The sequence below is a fragment of the Lichenicola sp. genome (genome assembly GCF_965198575.1).
Lineage (GTDB): Bacteria > Pseudomonadota > Alphaproteobacteria > Acetobacterales > Acetobacteraceae > Lichenicola.
Map to the genome: position 1 here is coordinate 484,463 of NZ_OZ240671.1, position 24,735 is coordinate 509,197.

Here is a 24,735-nt window from a genome sequence, read left to right on the forward strand (position 1 = left end):
CAAGCGCTGCTTCAGGCCATCCGCGTGCCGCTCGCCACCCGCAACCGGCTGGCCCGGTGATGGGCGTGGCAGATCGCCACGGCCAGCGCGTCGGCGGCGTCGGCGCGGCGGATCGTGGCTCCGGGCAACAGGCGACGCACCATCATCTCGACCTGGTCCTTGGTGGCGGCCCCGGTGCCGACCACGGCCCGCTTCACTTCCATGGCGCCGTATTCGGAGACCGCGATGCCAGCCAACGCCGGGGCCAGCAGCGCGACGCCGCGGGCATAGCCGAGCTTCAGGGTCGAGGAGCCGCTGCGATTGACGTAGGTCTCCTCGACCGCCGCCTCGACCGGGCGGTAGGTCTCGAACAGCGCCACCAGCCCGTCATGCAGGGTTTTCAGACGCAACGGCACGCTCTCGTCGCCGTCCGTCGCGATCACCCCGTCGGCAATGTGCCGCAACCGGTTGCCGTCGACCTCCAGCACGCCCCAGCCCATGAAGCGCAGGCCGGGATCGATGCCGAGCAGCCGGGTTGCGCGGGTTTCGATCACGCCGACAGGCGTTCGGCCACCGCATCGGGCAGGTCGAAGTTCGCGTACACTGCCTGCACGTCGTCATTGTCGTCGAGCGCGTCGATCAGCTTCAGCAGCGTGCCGCCCTTTTCCTCGTCGAGCGTCACCACCATGCCGGGGCGCCAATCCAGCTTGGCGGTCTCGGGATGCCCGAACCGGGCTTCCAACGCATCGCGCACGGCGAAGAATGCGTCCGTGGCGCAGGTGATCTCGTGGCCGTCCGCGTTGCTCTCGACATTATCCGCACCGGCCTCGATCGCCGCCTCGAGCATGTCGTCCTCGGACGCCGCTGCTACGGGATACGTGACCACGCCGAGCCTGGTGAACATGAACGACACCGAGTTTGTCTCGCCGAGGCTGCCGCCATGCTTGGAGAATGCAGCACGCACATCCGACGCCGTGCGATTGCGATTATCCGTGAGTGCCTCGACGATGACCGCGACGCCGGCCGGACCGTAACCCTCGTAGCGGACCTCGACATAGTCCTCGCCACCGCCGGCTCCGGTCGCCTTCTTGATCGCCCGCTCGACGGTGTCCTTGGGCATGTTCACCTTCTGCGCCGCGGAAATCGCCGCACGCAGACGCGGGTTCGACGCCGGCTCGGGCAGGCCGGAGCGCGCCGCCACGGTGATCTCGCGGATCGCCTTGGCGAACGATCGCGCGCGGCGTGCATCCTGCGCACCTTTGCGGTGCATGATGTTCTTGAACTGGGAATGACCGGCCATCGTCGTTCTCTATCTTGTCGACATACGCGGAGGGTTCAGACCACCCGCCCGTGGCAGTGCTTGTATTTGTTGCCCGAGCCGCAGGGGCACGATGCGTTGCGCGGCGTGTCGACCCAGGTCCGCGGATCCGCCGTCAGATGCGGATGCGCCGGCGCCAGCGTCACCGCTTCCGGCGGCGGCTCCAGCGTCTCGCCCAGGCTGGCCGTCGCCATTGCACCGGCAAGCGGCAGCGGGTCGCCCGACGGCATACCGACCAGGCTCGCGGGCTCCGGATGCACCGCGAACGTCTGTTCCGGGAACGGATCGTCCGCCGGCGGCATCACCTCGACGCGGGCCAGCATCGCCGTCACCCGCTCGCGAAGTTCGTCGAGCATGACGTTGAACAACGCGAACGCCTCGTTCTTGTACTCGTTCAGCGGGTCCTTCTGGCCATAGGCGCGCAGGCTGATCCCCTGGCGCAGCTGGTCGAGCAGCAGCAGATGCTCCTTCCACACCGTATCCAGCGTGTTCAGCAGCAGCTGCTTCTCGATGTAGCGCATCACCGAGGGGCCGAAATTCGCCGCCTTCGCCGCCGCAGATTGCAGCCCCGCCTGCTCGACCCGCTGGATCACCTCCTCGAGCCCGATGCCGTCCTCGGCCGCCCAGGCCTCGATCGGAAGGTCGAGCGCCAGCACGCGCTTCAGGTCGGCGGCGAGCTCCGCACTCTGCCACTGCTCGGCGAACGCCTTTTCCGGAATTCGCGCACGCACCATCTGGTCGATCAGCTCGGTGCGCATCGTCGTGACGATCTCGGACACGTCCTCCGACGACATGAACTCCTTGCGCTGCGCATAGACTTCCTTGCGCTGGCTGTTGTTCACGTCGTCGTATTTCAGCAGGTTCTTGCGGGTGTCGAAGTTGCGCGCCTCGACCTTCTTCTGCGCCTTCTCCAGCGCGCGATTGATCCAGGGATGGATGATCGCCTCGCCCGGCTTCAGGCCCATCTTCTGCAACATCCCGGCCATCCGGTCCGAGCCGAAGATGCGCATCAGGTCGTCCTGCAGCGACAGGAAGAACCGCGAGGCACCGGGGTCGCCCTGGCGTCCGGACCGTCCGCGGAGCTGGTTGTCGATGCGCCGGCTCTCATGCCGCTCGGTGCCGATCACGAACAGCCCGCCGGCTGCCTTTACGATCGGATGGAAGCCTGCAACCTGCTCGCGGATCGCCATCTCGCGTGCCGTGCGCTCGGGCTCCTCGAGATCGTTCAGTTCCTGGCGCACCCGCATCTCGACATTGCCGCCGAGTTTGATGTCGGTGCCGCGGCCGGCCATGTTGGTGGCGATGGTGATGGCGCCTGGTGCACCGGCCTGCGCGATGATCGTCGCCTCCATCTCGTGGAAGCGCGCATTCAGCACGTTGTGCGGGATTTTCCGCGCATGCAGCAGCCCCGAGAGGTGTTCGCTCTTCTCGATCGAGGTGGTGCCGACCAGGATCGGCTGGCCGGTCTTGGTGATCTCCTCGATCAGGTTGGTGACGCTGCTGAACTTGTCTTCCTCGTTGAGATAGACCTCGTCGTCGCCGTCGATGCGGATCACCGGCACGTTGGTCGGGATCTCGACCACGTCGAGCTTGTAGATCTCGGCGAACTCGTCCGCCTCGGTGACCGCGGTGCCGGTCATGCCGGACAGTTTCGGGTACAGGCGGAAATAGTTCTGGAAGGTGATCGAGGCGAGAGTCTGGTTCTCCTGCTGGATCTCCTGCAACTCCTTGGCCTCGAGCGCCTGGTGCAGCCCGTCGCCGTAGCGCCTGCCTTCCATCATGCGGCCGGTGAACTCGTCGATGATCACCACCTTGCCGCCGCGCACGATGTAATCGACGTCGCGCGAGAACAGAGTGTGGGCGCGCAGGGATTGCTGCACGTGATGCACGACCGACACGTTGGTGACGTCGTATAGACCGCCCTCGGTGACGATGCCGGCCTGGCGCAGCATGTCCTCGACGGTTTCGGTGCCATGCTCGGTCAGGATGACGCTGCGGAACTTCTCGTCCTTGTCGAACGTGGTCGCGTCCTTGACCAGCTCGCCGACCACCAGGTTGACGCTGCGGTACAGATCGGAGCTGTCCTCGGCCGGCCCGGAAATGATCAGCGGCGTGCGCGCCTCGTCGATCAGGATGCTGTCCACCTCATCGACGATCGCGTAGTTGAACGACCGCTGCACCATGTCCTGCAGCCGGTATTTCATGTTGTCGCGCAGATAGTCGAAGCCGAACTCGTTGTTGGTGCCGTAGGTGACGTCCGCCGCATACGCCGCCCGCCGGTCCTCGTCGGACATGTTCGGCACGATCACGCCCGTCGACAGCCCGAGGAAGGCATAGAGCTGCCCCATCTCCTCGGAGTCACGCCGCGCCAGGTAGTCGTTGACGGTAACCACGTGCACGCCCTTAGCGGTCAGCGCATTCAGGTACACCGGCAGCGTGCCGACCAGCGTCTTGCCCTCGCCGGTGCGCATTTCGGCGATGCGGCCCGAGTGCAGCACCATGCCGCCTACCAGCTGCACGTCGAAATGCCGCATTCCAAGCACCCGCCGGGACGCCTCGCGCACCACCGCGAACGCCTCCGGCAGCAGCTCGTCCAGGCTGGTGCCTCCGGCGATCCGGGTGCGGAACTCGATCGTCTTGGCGGCCAGCGCCTGGTCGTCGAGCGCCTGGATGGCAGGCTCGAGCGCGTTGATCTCCGGCACACGGCGCTGGTGCGCCTTGAGCGAGCGGTCGTTGGCGGAGCCGAACAGGGAGCGGGCGAGACTTGCGAACATGAAGGCCTTCCGGATGGCGCTCCCGCCTCCAAAGCCCCAACGCCCAAGGACGCACCGCGGCGGGCGGGCAAGGTGCCGTTCCGGAAGACGGAGCGGTCACGGACCTGGACCCGGGCGGGCAACGATGGGTCGTTCGGCGCTCGAAGCCGGGCGTCACGCCGGATCGAAATAGGACCGGCCGTGCGACCGGTCAACCGCCGGCCGGCTTCACCCAGGTCCGCTCGCGACGCGCTTGCTTGTGGTGACCCCCGGGTTTTGTCATGATCCGGCCGACGCGTCATTCGAGGTTTTCGTCCCATGCGGCTTTTCCGCCCGGCTGCTGCCCTTTCGGCAGCGGTTCTGCTTGCTTCTGCCTCCACCTTCGCCCTGGCGCCCGCCGCGCATGCGGCCCCTGCAAAGAAGGACGCGGCGACCACCGCTCCTGCTGCCGGCGCTCCGGTCGCGGTCGATCCAAAGACCGCCAATCCGGTCGTCGCCTCGGTGAACGGCGATCCGATCCGCCTCGACCGGGTCCGTGCGGCCGCCCAGGCGCTGCCCGACGACATGCGCGGGATGCCGCCGCAGATGCTGTTCCCGATGATCGTGAACCAGCTCGTCGACCAGAAGGCGCTGCTCATCGAGGCGCAGAAGGAGGGCCTGCAGAAGGACCCCGACGTGCAGAAGACCATGCAGGGCGCCGCCGACCAGGCGCTGCAGAACGTCTATCTGAGCCGAGCCGTCGGCCCGCAGATCAACGACGACGCGATCCAGGCCGCCTACGCCAAGCAGTACGCTGGTAAGCCGGGCGAGAAGGAGGTGCATGCGCGCCACATCCTGGTCGCCGACGAGAAGACCGCCAACGACATCATCAAGCAGCTCAAGCACGGCGCCGACTTCGCCACGCTGGCCAAGCAGGATTCCACCGACAAGGGCAGTGCCGCGACCGGCGGCGGCGATCTCGGCTGGTTCAAGCAGGGCGACATGCTGCCGGAGTTCTCGGCCGCCGCCTTCGCGATGAACAAGGGCCAGATCTCCGACAAGCCGATCCACACGCGCTACGGCTGGCACGTGATCCAGGTGCTCGATACCCGCACCTCGACCCCGCCCGCCTTCGCCACCGTCCATGACCAGATCCGCCAGAAGCTGATCCAGCAGGACGTCCGCGTCGTCGTCGACAAGGCCGTCGCCCAGGTGAAGGTGGTCCGCTACAACCCCGACGGCACCCCGGTCAGCGACAAGGTGCCGCCGCCTGCCGCTGCTTCGGCCGCCGGCCAGTCGCCGGTCCCGGCCCAGGCCGCCGCACCCGCGACCCCCGGCGCACCGCCCGCAAACGGCAACGACTAGGCCCCGACACCCGACTCCCGGACCCGGCCATCCCGCGCGGATGGCCGGCACGCCGGGGCCGGCCATCCTGCGGTTCCGACCGGTTCGCCCACGCCAGGATCACACGCCGACATGGCCCAGCCCGCCGCCGTCTCGCCGCTCGCGACGCCGTTTCCGCCCCTGACCCCGCTCGGCGGTGTCCGGCTGGCCAGCGGTGCCGCCGGGATCCGCTACAAGGGCCGCACCGACCTGGTGCTGCTCGAGTTCGCTGCCGGCACCACGGTCGCCGGCGTGTTCACCCGCAACAAATGCCCCGGCGCCCCGATCGACTGGTGCCGCGCCGCCCTCGCCGGCGGCACGGCGCGCGGCCTGGTGGTGAATGCCGGCAACGCCAACGTGTTCACCGGACGCGCGGGCCGCGAGACCACCGAGGCCACTGCCGCCGCCGCCGCCGCACTGCTCGGCTGCGGGCCGGCGGACATCTTCCTGGCCTCGACCGGAGTGATCGGCGAGGTGCTCCCCCACCAGCGCATCACCGCCGCGCTGCCGGCGCTGAACGCAAGCCTCACACCCGATGGCTGGGAAGCGGCCGCCCGCGGCATCATGACCACCGACACGTTCCCCAAGGGGGCGCGCCGGCTGACCAGCATCGCGGGCGTGCCGGTCACCATCCAGGGCTTCGCCAAGGGCAGCGGCATGATCGCGCCCGACATGGCGACGATGCTGTGCTTCGTGGCGACCGATGCCGCCCTGCCGGCACCTGTCCTGCAGACGCTGCTGGCCGCTGCGGTCGATCGCAGCTTCAACTGCACGACGGTCGATTCCGACACTTCCACCAGCGACACCGTGCTGCTGTTCGCCACCGGTGCCGCCGGCAACACGGTGCCAGACACCGCCGGCGACCCCGCCCTGGCCGGTTTCGCCACCGCCCTGGACGAGCTGCTGCTCGAGCTGGCGCTGCTGGTCGTGCGCGACGGCGAGGGTGCCGGCAAGCTGGTGCAGATCGACGTGTCGGGTGCGACGAGCGATGCCTCCGCCCGCCGCGTGGCGCTGGCCGTCGCCAATTCGCCGTTGGTGAAAACCGCGATCGCCGGCGAGGACGCGAACTGGGGCCGCATCGTCATGGCGGTCGGCAAGAGCGGCGAGCCGGCCGACCGCGACACGTTGTCGGTGGGCGTCGGCGGCACCTGGATGGCGCGCAACGGCACCGTCGTGCCCGGCTACGACGAAGCCCCGGTGGTGGCCCACATGCGCGGCCGCGAGTTGCAGATCGACATCGATCTCGGGCTGGGCGACGGGCGCGGCCGCGCCTGGACCTGCGACCTGACGCATGGCTACATCGACATCAACGGCAGCTACCGGAGCTGAGCATGTCGGACCCTTACCCACCGCCGGGCGGCAAATTCGGCGGCGGTCCGAACCCCATGCCGGGCGCCTTCCAGCCCTATCCGCTGCCCTCGTCCGCCACCGGCGCGATGGTCTTGAGCTATGCCGGCTTCTGGTGGCGCGTGCTCGCGTGGCTGATCGACGGGATGGTGCTGACCGCGGTCGAGTATGTCTTCGGCCTGGCGAGCGGGATGCGGCAGCCGTACGTCACCACCAACGACGACCAGGCGGTCCGCCAGATCTCCGATATCGCCTACACCACCCGCGTCGCCTCCTCGGAAGCATGGTCGGTGGCGTGGCCGGGCACCTGGCACATGCATGGCAGCCTGATGTCGCTGCTCGTGCTGGTGCTCACCCTCGGCTATTTCGTGCTGATGGAGTCGTCGCACTGGCAGGCGACCATCGGCAAGCGCGTCTGCAGGATGCGGGTGACCGACCTCGCCGGCCGCCGGATCGGCATCGCGCGCGCACTCGGACGCTATCTCGGCAAGTTCGTGTCGGCGGTCATCCTGGGGATCGGCTTCCTGATGGTCGGCTGGACCCGCCGCAAGCAGGGCCTGCACGACATCATGGCCGGCACCTTGGTGATGCGCCTGCGCCCGGCCGACACCGTGTTCGCCTTCCAGGCGCCACCGGCCGCCTGAGCCGGGACCACCGCCCGCACGTAACCGTTCGTATGTTGCATCGCGTGCCGGGCAAAGTGCCTTATAGTTTTGTAACCATCCGCCCGGACGCTCGGGTGCGGCGCACCGCCTAGAAGTCGAGGACCGATGAACCAGACCGTCACGCCGGACAGCTTGCGGCCAGATCCGTCCGTGCCCGCCTCACCCGACCTGCGGCTGATCCAGGCGCATCCGGACCACTGGTATCCGCTCGCCTGGTCGCGCGAGCTCAAGGCCGGCGGCACCCTCGCGGTGTCGTTCGCCGGCGACCCGATCGTGCTGGTGCGGCCGAAACAGGGTCCGGTGTTCGCGCTCGAGGATCGCTGCGCGCATCGCCAGGTGCCGCTGAGCAAGGGCACCGTCGATGGCTGTGCGGTGCGCTGCTGCTACCATGGCTGGGCGTACGAGGCGTCCGGCAAGTGCGTCGACGTGCCCTATCTCGGCCGCGACAAGCTGCCGAACGGGGTGCGCGCCTATCCCTGCCGCGAGGTCGACGGCCTGATCCTGGTGTTCCCGGGCAACGCGGCACTCGCCGACACCGTGCCGCTGCCCGGCCTGGGATCGGTTGCGAACCCGAAATACAAGACCCGGCGGTTCGGCCAGAAGGTCGGCTGCCACTACAGTTTCATGCACGAGAACCTGATGGACATGAACCATCAGTTCATGCACTCGAAGCAGATGGGCCAGATGAAGCCCCGCGTGCTCGGCCAGGGTCGCGGCGATGACTGGGTCGAGGTGAAGTACAGCTTCAAGCGCACCGGCGGCAAGCAGCCCCTCGGCGAGGCGGTGATCTTCGGCGAGCGTCGCAGCGGTGCGGCGAACGCGGCCGAGCGCGACGTCATGACGGTCCGCACCGAGTATCCCTACCAGACGCTGCGCATCCAGACCGCCGGCGAGGATCCGGTGATGGATCTCTGGATCGTCTATGTGCCGCTCGACCGCGAGCAGAAGACCAACCGGGTGTTCGGCCTGCTCTCGGTCAAGAAGCCGAAGATCCCCGGCATCCTGAACGTGGTGTGGCCGCTGCTGGTGCTGTTCACCGAGCGGATCTTCAAGGAGGACCGCGACATCGTCGAGATGGAGCAGGCCGCCCACGACGCGCAAGGCCAGGACTGGAACCAGGAAGTGTTCCCGGTGATCCGGTCGCTGCGCTCGCTGCTGGTGTCGTGCGGGATCGACAAGACGGCACACCCGGCCTGACCGTGCATGGGGTCTGACACGACCGTTCAGGACCCGGCGGCGGTCGTGTCGCCGGTGGGCACCGCGTCGGGTGGCGCAGCGGCGGCGGGCACGGCGGCGGGCGGCACGGACTGCGCCGACGGGCCGACCCTGCGCACGACGCGGTTCACCCTGCGGCCGCTCTGCGCCAGCGACGCTGAAGCGATCCACCGCCTGGTGAATGACTGGGGCGTGGTGCGGATGCTGAGCCGCCTGCCCTTCCCCTATCCGCGGCGCCTGACCGACGAGTGGATCGCCTCGACCGCGGTGCAGATGGCGGATGGCCGTGCCTGGCACTTCGCGATCATCGACGAGCGCCCCACTTCGGCGCGACTGCTCGGCTGCCTCGGCATCCGCATCGATGCCGCCAGCCGCAGCGGCGATCTCGGCTACTGGATCGGCCGCAGCTTCTGGAACGACGGCGTCGCCGGCGAGGCCGCGCGCCGGCTGTCGCACTGGGCGCTCGCCAACCTGGCGATCGACCGGCTGACCGCACAGGTCGCCACCGACAACCCGGCCTCGTCGGCGGTGCTGCGTCGGATTGGCTTCCGCGAGATCGGCACCGGCCGGCAGCCGTTCCTGGCCCGAGGTGGTGATCATCCGGTGCTGCTGTTCGAGGCCCGGCACGGCGACCTGTCGAAAGCCGGGGCACCCGCGGATGTGGACGAGCCGCCCGCCGAGGCTGGTGCGCCGGTCGTGGCCGCCCCGCCCGCCGTGTCGCGTCGTATCCTGCTGGTGGCGGCATGCGCGCTGATCGACGGCGACGGCCGGGTGCTGCTGGCGCGTCGTCCGGAGGGTCGGCGGATGGCGGGGCTATGGGAGTTCCCCGGCGGCAAGATCGAGCCGGACGAGACGCCCGAGCAGGCGCTGGTGCGCGAGCTGCACGAGGAACTCGGCATCGCGCTGGAGGATGCCTGCCTGGCGCCGTTCGCCTTTGCCAGCCACGCCTACGACGATTTCCACCTGCTGATGCCGCTCTACGTCTGCCGCCGCTGGAAAGGCGTGCCTGTCGCGCGTGAGGGCCAGACGTTGGCGTGGGTGCGGCCGGAGGCGCTGGACAGCTACAGCATGCCAGACGCGGACAAGCCGCTGGTGCCGCTGTTGCGGGAATTGCTTTAAGCAGCCAAAATGCCAGAACTCAGCGGCGAAAGCTAAACTTGCGGCAATCACCGCTGCACAAGTTTTACCTCTCGTTATCAGCCTGCTTCTATCTACTCCTTGTCGAAGCTAGAAGCTGCTCCGCCTTCTCGTAAAATGCCGCCAGGTCGCTCGGCCTCCCAGGACCATTCACCCGCCATTCGTCGATCGGCCTTACCATGGCAAGCTCATGAGCGTGCTTGGACAGGTCATTTAAGTCGGCATCGGCCATATCGCTCTTTAGTAGATAGAATTGACCAAATTTACAGAAGCTGAGGATCCACATGGCTATTACCAGCGCGCGATCCCACCGTGTCCAGTCGGAGGTGCTTGCGAGCGGCTGATGCACGATTATTTTCTGCCTTCTTAGGATCTCCCTAATCGACCTCATGCTGTTCTGACGCATTGTTATGGTGCTATTCGCAAAAAGAAATGCAGCGATATTTGTTGTTTGACCCTGCCGATTTAGATCAAATAGCAGCGGCTGAGCATCGTCTTCCGATCGCAGCCAGTCAGCTAGTTCTTGGATCCAAATTTCACAAGCATCGTCAATATTTGCCCGGCCACCTTCTAACAGAGGCGAGACCACGTCGCGGAACAACCACGGCTCTGCCCAGCACAGTGTCCGCATATGCCCGCGCATGGAATCCACAAGTTGCCGCAAATCATTCGAAACAATATTAGCCGGAAGCACTGCATGAAGAGCCGATACCAAAGAACCATAGATATCACCATCCTCAGGATTCTTCGCCGTGCGCTGAACCATCCAACCCAAAGCCTGTACCTGTTCGGTGTACGTGTGATCTTTGACCTTCTGTATCCCAAGAGCCAGCCCGTTCAGAGTTCGCAACTGCCGCTCGACTGCGTTTAGTCCTGCCCACCTTAGAAGGCCATTACTGCTATTGAGGAGACAGTCTCGCTGGCGCTCGCTAGCCTTAAATTGCACGGAGAGTGAGATCTCGCTAATAATCTGGCTTAGCAAGGACAATCGCATGCTGTCTTGAATCTGAGGATCGACAGGCGCGTTGGCCATCTGATATTCAGCAATTGCTATGAGAGCCAGCGGGGTATGCCGCCACATCAATTTTATTGCGAAATACTCCGGCCATGTCAAAGCAGCGTATTTTACAGGGTGATACATGTGTTCAATGCGATTTGAGCTATGCAAAAACGTCTCGAATGAGTCTGCAAAGAGCCGACTGTCTATGATCCGGTATTCGTGCTGGCTCAACGAATGATCACGGTGGAAGGATTTATCAAGGAACCGAGACAAAAAAGCTAAAAAAGCAGATTCGGAATCTAGACGATCTGAATCATGGTCCCCTGCGTGCGAATTGGCCAGCAGCTCCCCGAGAATTTCCCAAGTTGAACCAAAATCCGTGTCGTCAGCCGGCTTCTTGGCCAGAAAAGTAGCTAAGTTCGAGGCCAGTGGCAAAATTAGCAAGTTGTCCTTGAGCATGCTTAGTAGGGTCATTTGCTGCCTTAATGACTCCCCCTTCAAGTTCAGCAGCGATGCCTCATTCGCCCACGCACTTAATACATCTCCGGCCTGCGTTTTTTCGAGAAAAGCCAACGGCTCGTACCGCGGTGGGATAATCGCGGATGACTCAGAATCAAAAAGCATTTGCATAGGGCGGTGCTTCATGTCGCTGTCGGACTGTAACTTACAAGCTTCCTGCACAAGGCCGAGTTGGTACCGTTCAACATCCAGTAGAACGTCAGCAGGAATGGGCGTGATGAGTAATGGATAGTTTTCGGCCGCTGTTTGAAGAGAATTTGAAAGATTAAACCCGACTATTGGAAGACCGTCTGACCCGACAATCAGGATGTAGCGGTCATGTAACCGACCGTCCTTCATCCCAAATATACGCAACCGGCCACGCTTTAACATTTTCCGGTTTTGCTCGCAACTTGCGATCAAGTTATCGACGCCGTTTGATGTGGGCTTCTCCGACGCTTGCGTCTCACCGTCACTTTTCTGAAACGATTTAGACAAAGACCTAAATACAATATAGTCTGATTTGGGTTGGGCACATAATAAGATCAATCCTAGACCAGCGCCTCCAAAATAAGGGTCGAAGATGATTACTTGGCTCTGCTTATGCTGCTCAAGCAGTGCCTTAAACCACTCTGTAAATCGTATTCTTCCATCGCCGTCGCCCTGATTCCAACACAAGAAGAATCGACCATTGGACAACCGTGGATGAAGTCGCGCGAAAACAGCGGAGAAGTCACTGTTAACGCGGACCCAAGGGTCTGTCCGGCTGCCGCCAATGAGACTATTAAATCCCAAATCTCTTTGGTTTATAGTCAACGTCGTTTTTACCCGATCCGAGAAGGAGGGCTTGGCTTTCTTCTCCAACCAGTCAAAGTGAACCGGGCGGCTCTCAGGCCGGACGACATAAGCCTGAAAAGCTATTTCTCGTATGTATCCTACTTTCCATCGACAACAAAGTGTTCCCTCCTGGGGTTTGTCTATTTCAAATCCGAATATCTCCAATTCGGTGCTGTCCGTTCGGGAGCGGATATCATCGCTCATCCGAAAACTTAACTCAAACTTACCGTTTGGCTTGTGTTCCGCAGTGCCGATAACTGAGTGGACGATCTGACCGCCGTTTTGAATGTTCAGGCGGAACTGGAAGCCGCTAAAGTGGGATACCTGCAATGGATCAAATTGTATGATGATGAAGTCCTGATTTTCTGCCCACTTGATCTTTAATAATGTCCGCTCAAAGTCATCGAGTGTAGGAAAAACCAGTAGCTCAATGTCGCCGAATCTGCAGACGTCTGCTAGTCCAAAATCCAGACCGGTCTCGGCATTTATCTGCTTGACTATCCAGTGCGTCATCGCGACATCGTACTCATGGTCTAGCCGAAACAATGCTCCCTTATCGGTTTGGCTGATCGAAGCACTAAGCGCCCCGGCATTCCCATGTGGGCTGGTGAGGGAGGACCGATCCTGGGCGTTGCGATTAAGCAGATAAGAGACCGGGCGGTAGACCAACTCTCCCGCGTTAAGGGCGGTCATTCCAAAATGGGTCTTTATTGCATCAGTAAGGTCTAGGTTAAGTTCTTCACTGACTGCTGCGAGGGTTCGCCCGGTGCTCAGCAGCCTCAAAACATCTGCACTGAGCGTACTTGTGACATAGAGATTTAAGCGGGTTAGAGTTACTCGAATATTGTCCGCAACACGAAAGTCGGGACTCTTTTTGGAAGACCACCTGTTGTTCGAGTGGCGATACGGGACTAAGCGTCCATAGACTATACGATTTTCGACCGTTTCTTTGTGCTTGATCTGCAAGATCCATAACTGGAGCGCGCAGTGACGCGCGTCACTTGAAAATAGTCTCCCAAGTCTACTATCTTCAACCAAGTCTTGAAGCGCAGGAGGCACTACTTTTCTCTTATTGTTCGTCTGCATGTCACTTCTCGCGTGAAAGGCGGCCGCCTACTCCCAGCCGGTTAGTCAATATGGCATTCCGTAGTCGCCTGCGGACCTTACTGCGGGGTGGATCCGGATGCACCTGCACTTGTCTCAGATTCAGAGGCTGCCCGATACCTTGACCCAGATACCTGGGTTCGGGACCGTTAACCTTGCCGAGCAACCAGCCTGGCGCACCACCGGAAAGGAGGCGTTTCGCGTGGTGAGGCCGCGCCACTATATTGACAGCAGCATCAGCAGAGCATTTGCCCAGCCCTGGGGCCGTGAAAACCAAGCTTAAACCGGCCGACCGAACCATGGTCGCGGGCCGATGGCCAGCGCGTCCCAGGACAACGTAGGATAAACACAATGCGCGGCATGCCCTGCCGCAGGCCGCAGCAGTGTGGGTCAGACAGGCCGCACAAGCCCGCGGCACACGTCAGCTTCCATGTTGAGCAAAGGGAACACCAATGAAGATAAAGTTCTACGCCCATGCCAGCTTCCGCCTTGAGGCGGACGGGATTGCCGTCATCACCGACCCCTACACGCCGGGAAAGAGCGGGTTCGCGCCGATCAACGAGGCGGCCGATCTGGTGATCATGAGCTCCCGCACGGACGATTTCCATTCCGACCCGAGCCACATCGACGGCAGCCCCACGATCATCAACGCGCTGGAACTGCCGGCGGACGGCGCCGTGGTCTGCGGCATCCCGATCCGCGGCTTCGAAGCCTATGAGAGCCGGACGTTCGACTACCAGGCCGCCAGCGGCCGCGACCCGGACGCCAACGCGCTCTATCATTTCACCTTGGGCGGCCTGCGGGTGCTGCACATGGGCGACCTCGGCAATCCGGTCGATCCGGCGCAGCTCGCGGAACTCGCCGGCCAGGTCGACATCCTGCTGGCCCTGACCGGCGCGCACGCCACCATCCCCCTCGACGACCTGGACACGGCGATCGCCGCCATCCGGCCGCGCGTGGTGATCCCGATGCATTACTGGCACGAACGCGGCGTGCTGAAGATCGAGAAGGTCGACGCCTTCACGCAGCGCTTCCCGGCCGGCCAGGTGACCCGGCTGGACACCACCGAGTTCGAGATCACGCCGGACACGCTGCCACCCCCCGGCGAGATGCGCGTCGTCGTGCTGCAGCAGGCCCGGTAGGCCGGCCGGACCGGCCGCGCCGGACGCAGCGGCCTCGGCACCGTCCGGCGTCAGTCGCAGATCGCCCGCAACGCGGCCGATGCACCGGGGGTCACGGATACGCCGCCCGCGGATCGGTCTGCACGGCGGCGGTCCAGGCTGCCTTGCCGGCGGTCCGGCACGGCATTCACGCGGGCCGATAGGTCTGCGCCACCGAACCGCCCGGGAATGCCCTCGAGCCGATCAGCTCGAGCCGTGTCGTCGCGGCGAGTTTGGAGAAGATCGGCAGGCCGTTCCCGAGCGCCACGGGATGCACCAGCAGGACGAACCGGTCGACCAGTCCCTGCGCCACGAGGCTGCGGGCGAAGCCGGCGCCGCCATGGGCGACGATCGGCTTGCCGTCGCGGGCTTTCAGCATCGCGATGTCGGCCCCCAGATCGCCGCTCGCTACATCAGCCTCGGCCCAGCTTTCCGCACCGGGTTGCAGCTGTGCCGGTTCGCCGTCGCGTGGCGGTGTTGCAGCCAGGTCCCCGAGGATCGCCGGCCCCTCTCGTGAAAACACGACCTTGGGGATCCGGTTCATCGGGGCCGAGAACATGTCGGTGGAGGTCGGCCAGTGGGCGGCCATCCGTCGGAAGGTGCGGCTGCCCATGATGTGCAGGCCGGCTTCCGACACGACCTCGACCGACCAGCGTCTTGCCTCCTGGTCGGGGCCGAATATCCAGTCGATCCCGCCATCCGCGGCAGCGACGAAACCATCGATCGACATCGACATCTTCAGGATCAGGTCTCTCACGACGTTCCTCTCCTCACAGCCATGACTTCAAGGCGTGGCGATCACCGCCGCGCCTTCCGGTTCAACCGGGGAACCCGCGTGCCGGATCGAGCCGGTCTCGGCGCGCCAACTCCTCGCGGGCCAGTGCTGCGCGGCGATGCGCCAGCAGCAGATCGAGATACGCGCGCGCCTTCAGCCCGCGCGGTGTGAGCTCGGAGAACACCAGCGCGTTGCGACGCCGACGCGCCCGGAGCCGCCAGATCCGGCCGGTGCGCGGTGGCAGTGTCTGCCCCGGCGCAAGGGTCAGGATGGTGGTGACGCCGCGGCCGGACAGCACCGTCACGCCCGCGACCGCCGTCCACGAGACGATGCCGCTGAAGCCGGGCGAGCTGAACCCGTCCGCCGTCAGCACCAGGAACGGTGCGCGGTTCCGGGCAAGCCGCACGATGCCGAAGCAGGACGCGAACCCGCCCAGCAGGAACACGATGGCTGCCCAGAACATCACGGCGATCGCACTGTCGGCCGGATCGGGCGGGCTGCTCATGAGCAGCCAGGCAAGTCCTCCGCCCAGCCCCAGGCAGAACAACGCCGTGACGCCGAGCGCGATCATGATCCGCACGCGCCGCTCGTGCAGTTCGACCGGAGCCTCGCCCACCGACGACGCTGCCGCCGCGACCTGGGCCAGGTAGGTCTGCTGCTGCCTGACCGCCACGCCGCGCAGCTGCGTCGTCACCGCCGCGCACAGGCCCGGCCAATCGGCAAACAGGGCCTCGACCGCCGCGAGTTCGCCGGCATCTACCGGCCGGGCGGCGCGGGCGAGCAGGCCGTCATCGACCGTGACGCCGGCAGCGGCGATCCTTTGCACGGTCGGCGGATGGGTGTCGGTCGGATGCGGCTGACGCTCGTCGAGGTAGCGGCCGGGCTCGATGAAGCCCTGCTGCCCGGCGACCTGCAGCGTCTGCTGCACCAGGTCGGCGGGGCCGCGGTCCGGATGCTCGGCCATCGCCCGGAGCTGCGCGTCGACGAGCCTGCTGGTCACCCCAGCGCGGAGCAGAGAGGTCGCCAGCGCGTCCGGCTGCTCCGTCGCCAGGGCGCCCTTGTCGGCCTCGAACTCCCGCAGCCGGCTCCAATGCTTCACCGTGTGATCGAACCGGACGAGCACGTGCTCGCCCAGCGACGAGGCCGGGCTCAGCATCCGGTCCAGGATCGGGTAGCGGCCGCGCCGCCGGGTGGCGACCGCGACCATGCTCTGCTGCAGGGCTGCATAGACCGGCTGGAAATGCGTGCTGTAGGCGGTGTCCTCGCCGGAGAAGTGGGCAAGTTCATGCGCCAGCACGACCCGTGTTTCCGCCCGGCTGAAGACCGCCAGATGCGGCAGCGGAACGTGCAGGATGCGGCCGCGCACCACCTCGCCCACACCGGCGAGCCGGTGCGGATGGGAGGTGACGAAAAAGCCGGCGACCGCCCCCGCCACCACCGTCTGCGGAACCACGGCCTCCTGGTCGCGTGCCAGCTCGCGCATCAAGGCGAACAGGCCCGGCGCCTGGGCTTCGGTCACCGGCACGCCGAGCAACTCCGCAGGGTGGGGCTCGAACAGGCCAGAGGCGCGGCGAAGCTGCCTGATCGACTGGAACGCACCCCACAGGGCGAGGCCCGCCGCGATCAGGCCCGCTCCCACGAACCTCACATCGGCGCCGGACAGCGTGCCCGGGAACCACATCCCGGCGCACTCGAAGCCGACGATGCCGACCAGTGCCAGGGCCACCCCGCCCACCTGGCAGCCGAGCGCGACCGGCACCAGGCGTCGCACCTGGCCGAACGAGCGGACCAGGGCGTCGCGGGACCGCATGCTGCGCCGCGCGGCAAGGCTCGCGATGATGAGGCCGGCCAGTCCGCCAGCCAGGGCCAGCGACGCCGCAAGGGCCGTGAGCCAAGCGAACGGCAGCCGCGCCCGCGCCACCAACAGGTCGGTGTCGAGCTCATCCGCATGGGCGGCCATCATGTGCGCCGCTACCGGCGCCGCGTAGGACCGTTCATCGCCGTTGAAGCGGACAGTGGCGTGCGGGTTGGCCTGGGCAAATTGCTGCAGCCGGCCGAGCTGGCTCGTGACCCGCGCCTGCGCCGGCTCGAACCCGGCGATACTGGCCTTGCCGCGGACGATCTCCCAGACGCCGAACATGCTGAACAGGGCAGGAAGCAGCAGGATTGCAGCGATCCGGGCGACCGACCCTGTCGCGCGCTGTCGAATGGTTGGCAAGAGGATCCTCCTTGAACGCCAGCGAGCAGACAAAAAACCTCTGTGGCAACCGGGCCGGTTGACGTCGCCAGGTCCCTTCCGGGATCGGCTGCAGCGCTGTTCGTATCCGACGCCTAGTGCGACCTGGCCCCCGTCGCACCGATGCCGGTGTGGGAGCGCACGAGCTGTTCGTCGAAGGCGCTCGCCTCGGCCGGCGTTTCGCGCGTCCGGCCGATCGTCGAGCCGAGCCAGCAGCAGAGAAACGCCAGCGGCATCGAGAACAGCGCAGGTGAGTCGTACGGGAAGATCGCGTGCGGGAAGCCCAGCACCTTGACCCAGATGCCCGGGCTCAACACCGTCAGCGTCACCGCGGTGATGAGCCCGACCCAGCCGCCGAGCAATGCGCCGCGCGTGGTCAGGCCGCGCCAGTACATCGACAGCAGCACCAGCGGAAAATTCGCACTCGCCGCGACCGCGAACGCCAGCCCGACCATGTAGGCGACGTTCTGTTTCTCGAACAACACGCCGAGCAGGATGGCGACACCACCGAGCGCCACCGTCGCCCATTTCGAGACGCGCACCTCGCCCGCCTCGGTGGCACGGCCGCGCGCGATCACCCGCGCATACAGGTCGTGGCTGACCGCCGCCGCACCGGCCAGGGTCAGTCCGGAGACCACCGCCAGGATGGTGGCGAAGGCGACGGCGGAGATGAAGCCGAGCAGCAGGTTGCCGCCGAGCGCCTGGGCCAGGAACACCGCCGCCATGTTGTTGCCGCCACGCAGCTTGCCGGCCGCCGTGACGTAGGCGGGGTCGGTCGAGACCAGCACCACCGCGCCGAAGCCGATGATGAAGGTCAGGATGTAGAAATAGCCGATCAGCGAGGTCGCCCAGAGCACCGACTTGCGGGCGGCGGTGGCGTCGCGGACGGTGAAGAAGCGCATCAGGATGTGCGGCAGCCCGGCGGTGCCGAACATCAGTGCGATACCCAGCGAGATCGCCGAGACCGGATCGCGGGCGAGCGCCGCGGGGGCCAAAATGCCCAGGTGCTTCGGATGCACCTGCACGGCGCGGGCGAACAGGGCGGGCAGGCTGAAGCCGAACTGCGCCAGCACCAGGAACGCCATCCAGCTGGCGCCGGCCAGCAGCAGCAGCGCCTTGATGATCTGCACCCAGGTGGTCGCCAGCATGCCGCCGAGCGTCACGTAGAGGATCATCAGGCCGCCGACGATGATCACGGCATAGATGTAGGGCAGCCCGAACAGCAGCTGGATCAGCTGCCCGGCGCCGACCATCTGCGCGATCAGGTAGAAGGCGATCACCACCAGCGAGCTGATCGCGGCCAGGCACCGCATCGGCGTCTCGGCCAGGCGGTAGGACACGACGTCGGAGAGGGTGAAGCGCCCGAGGTTCCGCAGCCGCTCGGCGATCAGGAACATCAGGATCGGCCAGCCGACCAGGAAGCCGATCGAGTACAGCAGCCCGTCGAAGCCGCTGCTGTACACGAGTGCGGAGATGCCGAGGAACGAGGCGGCCGACATGAAGTCGCCGGCGATCGCGATGCCGTTCTGGGCGCCGCCGATGCCACCGCCGGCGGTGTAGAACTCGGAAGCCGAGCGGGTGCGGCGCGAGGCCCAGATGGTGATCAACAGCGTCAGCAGCACGAAGGCCGCGAACAACGCGATGGCGGTCCAGTTGGTGGGGGCCTGCTCGACGCCTGGAGCGGGGGCGTTCACCGGACGTCCGCCACGATGGCGCGCTGCAGCGGGTCGAAGCGGCGGTTGGCGATCGACACGTAGATCGCGGTCAGCACGATGGCCGACAGGATCACCAGCAGGCCGAGCGGGAAGCCGAGGGTGATGACGCCCCAGACCGGCGTCGCCAGCACGTGGGGCGCGAACGCCACGAGGAACACGAAGCCGAAATAGATCGCCACCATGAGCGCGGCCAGCGTCCATCCGACGCGCGCCCGGGCCCGGGTCAGGGCGATGAGGCGGGGATCCTGGCGCAGCTGCGCCACCGCGATCGTGTCGAGCATGGGCGTGTTCCTCGGACGCGGCATCTTTTCGTGCCGCATTGGCAACATCCTGGCAGCATTCGGGGCGGGTCGGAAGCGGGTGTTGCATTGCTCCGCCCGGTTCCTGTTTGCTCCGCCGGGGTGGCTCGTCTAAAGGCTCCCTCCCCCGCGGACGGACCGTGGCGGTGAGTGGACCGAGGCGACCCAGATCATGCGACGCAAGCGCGGACGCGCCCTCGACGGGTGGCTGATCGTCGACAAGCCGGCGGGAATGACCTCGACCGACGTGGTGAACCGGGTCAGGCGCGGCTTCGACGCGCAGAAGGCCGGACACGGCGGCACGCTCGACCCGCTGGCGACCGGACTGCTGCCGGTGGCGTTCGGGGCGGCCACCAAGACCGTCCCGTACATCATGGACGGCACCAAGCTGTACCACTTCACCCTGCGCATCGGCGAGGCGCGCGACACCGACGACGCCGACGGCCAGGTGATCGCGACCTCCGACGTGCGCCCGACCGACGAGCAGTTCCGGGCTGCCCTGGGCGCGTTCCAGGGCGAGATCAGGCAGGTGCCGCCGATCTTTTCCGCCATCAAGGTGGCGGGCGAGCGGGCCTACGACATGGCGCGCGAGGGCCGGCCGCCGGTGCTGGAACCGCGGCCGGCCCGGATCGACCGGTTCGAGCTGATCGCCAGGCCGGATGCCGACACCGCGGTGTTCGAGGTGCAGTCGGGCAAGGGCGTGTACATGCGGTCGCTGGCGCGCGACCTGTCGGTGGCGTGCGGCACGGTGGGGCATGTGGCGGCGTTGCGGCGCCTGCGGGTGGGGCCGTTCCTGGAGAAGGACGCGATTTCCCTGGACAAGATCCTGTCGAGCGAGGACAACGCGCCTGCCTCCCCGGAGCTGCTGCTGCCGGTTGCGACCGCGCTGGCCGACATCCCGGCGCTGGCCCTGACCTCAAGTGAAGCGGCAAGCCTATCGCATGGCCAGGCTATCAGCCTGGTCGAGCTGATGGGCCGGATTCCTGTTGGCGCGAACCCCGCTGGAGGGGTCGCGCGCGCCATGGACGGGGGGCGCGTGATCGGGCTCTGCCGACTCGAGGAAGGGTGGCTGCGTCCGGAACGCCTTCTGTAACCGTCGTTCCTGGAGAACCCCGATGTCGATCACTGCAGAGCGCCGCACGGCGCTCATTGGCGACTACAAGACCGGTGAAGCCGATACCGGCTCGCCCGAGGTGCAGGTTGCCCTGCTCAGCGAGCGGATCACCAACCTGACCGAGCATCTCAAGACCCACGCGAAGGATTTCCATTCGCGTCGCGGCCTGTTGATGCTGGTCGGCCGCCGCCGCCGCCTGCTCGACTACCTGAAGCGCAAGGACGGCACGCGCTATCTGGGCCTGATCGCCCGCCTCGGCTTGCGTCGCTAGTATAGGGTGTTGAGAGGGCGGCTGCCCTCTCACGGGTCCAGGGCAGCGCCCTGGCCTGACCTTTAGTACCTAATCAACCAACAAGCCGTAAAACAGCGGCGGGACCGCTCAGCGTTTCAGGCCACATGGGGGCCTCCTCCATGCCGTCCGAGACGCTGCCGCCCGCCCTGTCCGGCCCCAAGACAGGGAACACGCTCATGTTCGATTTCTACGCCAAGGAACTGGAGTGGGGCGGCCGCACGCTCCGTCTCGAGACCGGCAAGATCGCTCGCCAGGCCGATGGCGCCGTCATGATCTATTACGGCGACACCATCGTGCTGTGCACCGCCGTCGGCGCCAAGTCGGTGAAGCCGGGGCAGGATTTCTTCCCGCTCACCGTGAACTACCAGGAGAAGGCGTTCGCTGCCGGCAAGATCCCGGGTGGCTTCTTCAAGCGCGAGGGCCGTCCGTCCGAGTTCGAGGTGCTGAGCTCGCGCCTGATCGACCGTCCGCTGCGTCCGCTGTTCCCGAACGGCTTCCGCAACGAGGTCCAGGTGGTGGCGACCGTGCTGAGCCATGACCTCGAGAACGACCCTGCGATCGTGGCGATGATCGGCTGCTCGGCCGCGCTGACGCTGTCCGGCATCCCGTTCTTCGGCCCGATCGCCGGCTGCCGCGTGGGCTACGCGAACGGCGAGTACGTGCTGAACCCGACGATCGCCGAGACCAAGGAGAGCCAGCTCGACCTGGTGCTCGCCGGCACCGCCGAGGGCGTGCTGATGGTCGAGAGCGAGGCGCACGAGCTCTCCGAGGAGATCATGCTGGGTGCCGTGACGTTCGGTCATGCCGCGTTCCAGCCGGTGATCGATGCGATCATCGCGCTTGCCGAGCATGCCGCGAAGGCGCCGTGGACGCTGCCGGAGCCGAGCGAAGAGGAGACCACCCTCAAGACCCGCATCGACGCGCTTGGCCGGGCCAGCGTTGCCGAGGCCTACAAGGAGCAGGTCAAGCAGGCCCGCTACGAGAAGGTCGGCGCTGCCAAGAAGGCGATCGTCGAGGCGCTGAAGGCCGAGGGCCTGGACGCCGACAAGGCGAAGCCGATGCTGAAGGACCTGGAAGCCGACGTGGTGCGTGGTGCGGTGCTGGATACCGGCCTGCGCATCGATGGCCGCGACACCCGCACCGTCCGCCAGATCGTGTCCGAGGTCGGCATCCTTCCGCGCGCGCATGGATCGGCGCTGTTCACCCGTGGCGAGACCCAGGCCCTGGTGGTGACCACGCTCGGCACCGGCCAGGACGAGCAGGTGATCGACGCGCTCGAGGGCGAGTATCGCTCCAACTTCATGCTGCACTACAACTTCCCTCCGTATTCCGTTGGTGAAGCTGGCCGTATGGGCAGCCCGGGCCGTCGCGAGATCGGCCATGGCAAGCTGGCATGGCGCGCCCTGCGTCCGCTGCTGCCGAGCAAGGAGGCGTTCCCCTACACCGTGCGCGTGGTGTCCGAGATCACCGAGAGCAACGGCTCGTCCTCGATGGCGACGGTCTGCGGCACCAGCCTGGCGCTGATGGATGCGGGCGTGCCGTTGAAGCGCCCCGTGGCGGGCATCGCCATGGGCCTGATCAAGGAGGATCGCGGGTTCGCCGTGCTGTCCGACATCCTCGGCGACGAGGATCATCTCGGCGACATGGACTTCAAGGTGGCCGGCACCGAGGCGGGCGTCACCTCGCTGCAGATGGACATCAAGATCACCTCGATCACGCCTGAGATCATGAAGATCGCGCTCGACCAGGCGCGTGAGGGCCGGCTGCACATCCTTGGCGAGATGGCCAAGGCGCTGACCGAGAACCGTGACGGCGTATCCTCGACGGCGCCGAAGATCACCGTGATCACGGTGCCGAAGGAGAAGATCCGGGACGTCATCGGCACCGGCGGCAAGGTGATCCGCGAGATCGTCGAGTTCTCCGGCGCCAAGATCGACATCGGTGATGACGGCACGATCAAGATCGCAGCGTCGTCGGACGAGCAGGCGCAGAAGGCGATCAGCCGGATCCGCGGCATCGTCGCCGAGCCGGAGCTGGGCGCGATCTATGACGGCAAGGTGGTCAAGACCGCCGATTTCGGTGCGTTCGTGAACTTCCTCGGCGCTCGTGACGGGCTGGTGCACATCTCCGAGCTGGCCCAGGGCCGCGTCTCCAAGACGACCGACGTGGTCAATAATGGCGACTCCGTGAAGGTGAAGGTCATGGGCTTCGATGACCGCGGCAAGGTGAAGCTGTCGATGCGTGTGGTCGACCAGGCCACCGGTGCCGACATCAGCGAGAGCGTCGGCGCCAAGGCCGGCGGTGGCCGCGACGAGGGCGGCGAAGGTGGCGGCCGGCGTGACGATCGTCCGCGTGGACCGCGCCCGGAGCGTCGCAACGACGCTGCCGACTGAGGTCGCTGACAGACTTCGTTATAGGTCCGGGCTTGCGCGCCCGGGCCATACCTACGATGTCTGGCAACAATTCGAGACTCTTCCGGGTCCGGGCAACGTCCTGAAGGCGATCACGGCTGGCGATGAAGACAATCAATGCGATCCGGATGGGGGGAGCCGAGCTCCTGCCTCTGGTCGAAGGCGGCAAGGGCGTGTCGGTCTCGACCGGGGTCTGCTCCGGTCATTGGGCGGCCGCCGGCGGTGCCGGCACCATCAGCGTGGTCAACGCCGACAGCTACGACGACCAGGGCCGGATCATCCCGCAGCTTTATACCGGCCGTACCCGTCGCGAGCGGCATGAAGAGATGGTGAATTTTGCGATCGCCGGCGGCATCAGCCAGGCGCAGCAGGCGCACGAGCTGGCCGGCGGGCGTGGCCGGCTGCATGCCAACATCCTGTGGGAGATGGGGGCGGCCGAGCGGGTCATCACCGGCGTGCTGGAAGGTGCGCGTGGACTGATCCAGGGCCTCACCTGCGGCGCCGGGATGCCCTATCGGCTGTCCGACATCGCCGCCCGCTTCGGCGTGCATTACTACCCGATCGTGTCGTCCGCGCGCGCCTTCAGCGCACTGTGGAAGCGTGCGTACTCGAAGACCGCGGAGCTGCTCGGCGGCGTGGTGTACGAGGATCCGTGGCTCGCCGGCGGCCATAACGGCCTGTCCAACAGCGAGTCGCCGGACAAGCCGGAGCCGCCGCTCGGGCGCGTGCTCGAGCTGCGCCGGCTGATGCGCACCTTCGGCCTCGGCGACACCCCGATCATCATGGCCGGCGGCGTCTGGTGGCTGGAGGAGTGGGAGGACTGGATCGACAATCCCGATCTCGGCCCGATCGCCTTCCAGTTCGGCACCCGGCCGTTGCTGACCCGGGAAAGCCCCATTCCCGAAGCCTGGAAGCAGCGCCTGACCCGGCTGCAGGAAGGCGACATCTACCTCAACAAATTCAGCCCGACCGGCTTCTACTCCTCGGCGGTCAGCAACGAGTTCCTGCGCGACCTCAAGGGGCGCAGCGAGCGGCAGGTGGCGTTCAGCACCGAGCTGGTGGGTGACCATGTGGCGCCGTACTATATCGGCGGCCGCCGCCTGGTGTTCCTGACCGGTCCCGACCTGGAGCGCGCCGGCGCCTGGGAACGCGAGGGCTACACCGAGGCGCTGCGCACCCCGGACTCGACGCTGGTGTTCGAGACCCGGGCCGAAGCGGCACAGATCACCGCCGACCAGATCGCCTGCATGGGCTGCCTGTCGGAGTGCCGGTTCTCCAGCTGGAGCCAGAAGGCGCCGAGCTACAGCAACGGCCACAAGGCGGACCCCCGCTCGTTCTGCATCCAGAAGACGCTGCAGAGCATCAGCCACGCCGCCGACGACGACATCGAGGCGACCGAGCGGAACCTGATGTTCAGCGGTCACAACGCCTACCGCTTCGCAACGGACCCGTTCTATTCCAACGGGTTCGTGCCGTCGGTGAAGCAGCTGGTCGAGCGGATCCTGACCGGGCGCTAGG

General features: G+C 65.8%; 18 protein-coding genes. 10 read left to right on the plus strand and 8 right to left on the minus strand.

Annotated features, from left to right (window positions below; all coding sequences use genetic code 11):
* Positions 1–11: 11 nt before the first annotated feature.
* Genes ruvC through secA form a run of 3 tightly spaced genes read right to left on the minus strand, consistent with a single transcriptional unit; the run spans position 12 to position 4,071 of the window.
* Positions 12–479, minus strand: a complete 468-nt coding sequence (gene ruvC / locus ACOEQ2_RS02455; RefSeq protein ID WP_419731116.1) for a crossover junction endodeoxyribonuclease RuvC — start codon at positions 477–479, stop codon at positions 12–14.
* A gap of 50 nt (positions 480–529) precedes the next feature.
* Positions 530–1,279 carry a YebC/PmpR family DNA-binding transcriptional regulator gene (locus ACOEQ2_RS02460; RefSeq protein WP_419729804.1) on the minus strand — a complete coding sequence of 250 codons (750 nt, stop codon included), beginning with the start codon at positions 1,277–1,279 and terminating at the stop codon, positions 530–532.
* Between the two features lie 35 nt (positions 1,280–1,314).
* Complete coding sequence (gene secA, locus ACOEQ2_RS02465; protein ID WP_419729805.1) at positions 1,315–4,071, minus strand: preprotein translocase subunit SecA; 2,757 nt, start codon at positions 4,069–4,071, stop codon at positions 1,315–1,317.
* A 297-nt stretch (positions 4,072–4,368) separates the two neighbouring features.
* On the opposite strand from secA, the gene ACOEQ2_RS02470 reads away from it, so the two are divergent.
* The 5 genes from ACOEQ2_RS02470 to mutT all read left to right on the plus strand — a co-directional run bounded on the left by ACOEQ2_RS02470 (position 4,369) and on the right by mutT (position 9,758).
* Positions 4,369–5,394 (plus strand): peptidylprolyl isomerase, encoded by a 1,026-nt coding sequence (locus ACOEQ2_RS02470; protein WP_419729806.1) that lies wholly within the window; start codon positions 4,369–4,371, stop codon positions 5,392–5,394.
* A gap of 111 nt (positions 5,395–5,505) precedes the next feature.
* Entirely contained in the window at positions 5,506–6,741 is a 1,236-nt protein-coding gene (gene argJ / locus ACOEQ2_RS02475) for a bifunctional glutamate N-acetyltransferase/amino-acid acetyltransferase ArgJ (RefSeq protein ID WP_419729807.1), read from the plus strand.
* 2 nt (positions 6,742–6,743) lie between these two features.
* Positions 6,744–7,403 (plus strand): RDD family protein, encoded by a 660-nt coding sequence (locus ACOEQ2_RS02480; protein WP_419729808.1) that lies wholly within the window; start codon positions 6,744–6,746, stop codon positions 7,401–7,403.
* A 126-nt stretch (positions 7,404–7,529) separates the two neighbouring features.
* Positions 7,530–8,621, plus strand: a complete 1,092-nt coding sequence (locus tag ACOEQ2_RS02485) for a Rieske 2Fe-2S domain-containing protein (RefSeq protein ID WP_419729809.1) — start codon at positions 7,530–7,532, stop codon at positions 8,619–8,621.
* A 6-nt stretch (positions 8,622–8,627) separates the two neighbouring features.
* A complete protein-coding gene (mutT, locus tag ACOEQ2_RS02490; RefSeq protein WP_419729810.1) occupies positions 8,628–9,758 on the plus strand; it encodes an 8-oxo-dGTP diphosphatase MutT in 1,131 nt (376 codons plus the stop codon).
* A gap of 88 nt (positions 9,759–9,846) precedes the next feature.
* Here the strand turns inward: mutT and ACOEQ2_RS02495 are convergent, their stop codons facing one another.
* Positions 9,847–13,197 carry a VPA1262 family protein gene (locus ACOEQ2_RS02495; RefSeq protein WP_419729811.1) on the minus strand — a complete coding sequence of 1,117 codons (3,351 nt, stop codon included), beginning with the start codon at positions 13,195–13,197 and terminating at the stop codon, positions 9,847–9,849.
* Between the two features lie 470 nt (positions 13,198–13,667).
* On the opposite strand from ACOEQ2_RS02495, the gene ACOEQ2_RS02500 reads away from it, so the two are divergent.
* Entirely contained in the window at positions 13,668–14,357 is a 690-nt protein-coding gene (locus ACOEQ2_RS02500; protein ID WP_419729812.1) for an MBL fold metallo-hydrolase, read from the plus strand.
* A 166-nt stretch (positions 14,358–14,523) separates the two neighbouring features.
* Here the strand turns inward: ACOEQ2_RS02500 and ACOEQ2_RS02505 are convergent, their stop codons facing one another.
* The 4 genes from ACOEQ2_RS02505 to ACOEQ2_RS02520 all read right to left on the minus strand — a co-directional run bounded on the left by ACOEQ2_RS02505 (position 14,524) and on the right by ACOEQ2_RS02520 (position 19,382).
* A complete protein-coding gene (locus ACOEQ2_RS02505) occupies positions 14,524–15,132 on the minus strand; it encodes a dihydrofolate reductase family protein (protein WP_419729813.1) in 609 nt (202 codons plus the stop codon).
* 61 nt (positions 15,133–15,193) lie between these two features.
* Positions 15,194–17,368 carry a M48 family metalloprotease gene (locus tag ACOEQ2_RS02510; RefSeq protein ID WP_419729814.1) on the minus strand — a complete coding sequence of 725 codons (2,175 nt, stop codon included), beginning with the start codon at positions 17,366–17,368 and terminating at the stop codon, positions 15,194–15,196.
* A gap of 113 nt (positions 17,369–17,481) precedes the next feature.
* Positions 17,482–19,080 carry a cation acetate symporter gene (locus ACOEQ2_RS02515; RefSeq protein ID WP_419729815.1) on the minus strand — a complete coding sequence of 533 codons (1,599 nt, stop codon included), beginning with the start codon at positions 19,078–19,080 and terminating at the stop codon, positions 17,482–17,484.
* Entirely contained in the window at positions 19,077–19,382 is a 306-nt protein-coding gene (locus ACOEQ2_RS02520; RefSeq protein ID WP_419729816.1) for a DUF485 domain-containing protein, read from the minus strand. Before ACOEQ2_RS02520 ends, ACOEQ2_RS02515 begins: the two co-directional genes overlap by 4 nt.
* Before the next feature lie 190 nt (positions 19,383–19,572).
* Between ACOEQ2_RS02520 and truB the strand changes: the two genes are divergently transcribed.
* From truB to ACOEQ2_RS02540, 4 genes are all read left to right on the plus strand, one after another.
* Positions 19,573–20,493, plus strand: a complete 921-nt coding sequence (gene truB, locus ACOEQ2_RS02525; protein ID WP_419729817.1) for a tRNA pseudouridine(55) synthase TruB — start codon at positions 19,573–19,575, stop codon at positions 20,491–20,493.
* Positions 20,494–20,515: 22 nt separating this feature from the next.
* Entirely contained in the window at positions 20,516–20,785 is a 270-nt protein-coding gene (gene rpsO / locus ACOEQ2_RS02530; protein ID WP_419729818.1) for a 30S ribosomal protein S15, read from the plus strand.
* Between the two features lie 197 nt (positions 20,786–20,982).
* Positions 20,983–23,199 (plus strand): polyribonucleotide nucleotidyltransferase, encoded by a 2,217-nt coding sequence (gene pnp / locus ACOEQ2_RS02535; protein WP_419731117.1) that lies wholly within the window; start codon positions 20,983–20,985, stop codon positions 23,197–23,199.
* A 122-nt stretch (positions 23,200–23,321) separates the two neighbouring features.
* Entirely contained in the window at positions 23,322–24,734 is a 1,413-nt protein-coding gene (locus tag ACOEQ2_RS02540) for an NAD(P)H-dependent flavin oxidoreductase (protein WP_419729819.1), read from the plus strand.
* Position 24,735 lies beyond the last annotated feature (1 nt).

What these genes read in the sequence shown, in the direction of transcription:
- ACOEQ2_RS02470 (WP_419729806.1), top strand. Translation starts at nt 4,369, where the DNA reads ATGCGGCTTTTCCGCCCGGCTGCTGCCCTTTCGGCAGCGGTTCTGCTT.
- ACOEQ2_RS02480 (WP_419729808.1), top strand. Translation starts at nt 6,744, where the DNA reads ATGTCGGACCCTTACCCACCGCCGGGCGGCAAATTCGGCGGCGGTCCG.
- ACOEQ2_RS02495 (WP_419729811.1), bottom strand. Translation starts at nt 13,197, where the DNA reads ATGCAGACGAACAATAAGAGAAAAGTAGTGCCTCCTGCGCTTCAAGAC.
- truB (WP_419729817.1), top strand. Translation starts at nt 19,573, where the DNA reads ATGCGACGCAAGCGCGGACGCGCCCTCGACGGGTGGCTGATCGTCGAC.
- argJ (WP_419729807.1), top strand. Translation starts at nt 5,506, where the DNA reads ATGGCCCAGCCCGCCGCCGTCTCGCCGCTCGCGACGCCGTTTCCGCCC.
- ACOEQ2_RS02460 (WP_419729804.1), bottom strand. Translation starts at nt 1,279, where the DNA reads ATGGCCGGTCATTCCCAGTTCAAGAACATCATGCACCGCAAAGGTGCG.
- ACOEQ2_RS02540 (WP_419729819.1), top strand. Translation starts at nt 23,322, where the DNA reads ATGAAGACAATCAATGCGATCCGGATGGGGGGAGCCGAGCTCCTGCCT.
- ACOEQ2_RS02485 (WP_419729809.1), top strand. Translation starts at nt 7,530, where the DNA reads ATGAACCAGACCGTCACGCCGGACAGCTTGCGGCCAGATCCGTCCGTG.
- ruvC (WP_419731116.1), bottom strand. Translation starts at nt 479, where the DNA reads ATGGGCTGGGGCGTGCTGGAGGTCGACGGCAACCGGTTGCGGCACATT.
- secA (WP_419729805.1), bottom strand. Translation starts at nt 4,071, where the DNA reads ATGTTCGCAAGTCTCGCCCGCTCCCTGTTCGGCTCCGCCAACGACCGC.
- ACOEQ2_RS02500 (WP_419729812.1), top strand. Translation starts at nt 13,668, where the DNA reads ATGAAGATAAAGTTCTACGCCCATGCCAGCTTCCGCCTTGAGGCGGAC.
- mutT (WP_419729810.1), top strand. Translation starts at nt 8,628, where the DNA reads ATGGGGTCTGACACGACCGTTCAGGACCCGGCGGCGGTCGTGTCGCCG.
- ACOEQ2_RS02520 (WP_419729816.1), bottom strand. Translation starts at nt 19,382, where the DNA reads ATGCTCGACACGATCGCGGTGGCGCAGCTGCGCCAGGATCCCCGCCTC.
- pnp (WP_419731117.1), top strand. Translation starts at nt 20,983, where the DNA reads ATGTTCGATTTCTACGCCAAGGAACTGGAGTGGGGCGGCCGCACGCTC.
- rpsO (WP_419729818.1), top strand. Translation starts at nt 20,516, where the DNA reads ATGTCGATCACTGCAGAGCGCCGCACGGCGCTCATTGGCGACTACAAG.